This window comes from Variovorax sp. P1_H2, assembly GCF_056405295.1.
Genome location: NZ_JBFUCJ010000308.1, coordinates 1 through 652 on the forward strand (window position 1 = coordinate 1; position 652 = coordinate 652).

Annotated in this window: 1 protein-coding gene; it reads right to left on the reverse strand. The window is 62.1% G+C overall.

All coding sequences use genetic code 11. From position 1 onward, the window contains the following. On the reverse strand, positions 1–368 hold a 368-nt coding region (locus tag AC1D2E_RS36065), incomplete at its 3' end, for an outer membrane lipoprotein (RefSeq protein ID WP_478201822.1). Positions 369–652: the final 284 nt, after the last annotated feature.

Sequence of the window (652 nt, forward strand, 5' to 3'; positions counted from 1 at the left end):
CCCGGCTGCGTCACCTCGACAAGCACACCACTGTCGGTGCGAACGAAGATTTGCTGGCCTTCAAGCGGCTTGCTGTAACGCTCCGCAATGTGGCTGCCCGCCACGCTACCACCGATCGCGCCCACGACCATCGCAACATCGCGGCCGGTGCCGCCACCGATCAGGCTGCCAATTCCGACACCGGCCAGTCCGCCGAGCACTGCACCCACTCCGGTATGGTGGGAGGTCGCGATCTCAGTCGGCATGATCTGCTCGATCTTGCCCTGGCGGATCGCCATCGATGATTGCTGCGAGCCCGGTGCGGCGCAAGCGGTGAGCAAGAGAGCCATTGCGAATGCGGCGAACCGCGAGAAAAGACGCACTTTCATGGATTGAAACTCCGGTACAGGATGGAAGAATCTTGAGTTGATCTGGCTTGGCGAGAAACATCGAAGACAGCTCTCGCGAGACGGAACAGCGCCGCTTCCAACGTCGGTCGGTTGCTCCTGTGACTGCTGGAGTCCCGAGCGAACGACAGACGCTCGCATCGTCATCAACGACAGCGACATGGAAACGGGGATCGGCGCGCTCATGGGGTGGTCCGTGCACTGTGTGCGCTTTCCGGGGCGTCGTCTACTGCCCTTTAGGGAAGGCGCGCGCACGCCTGTTTGCC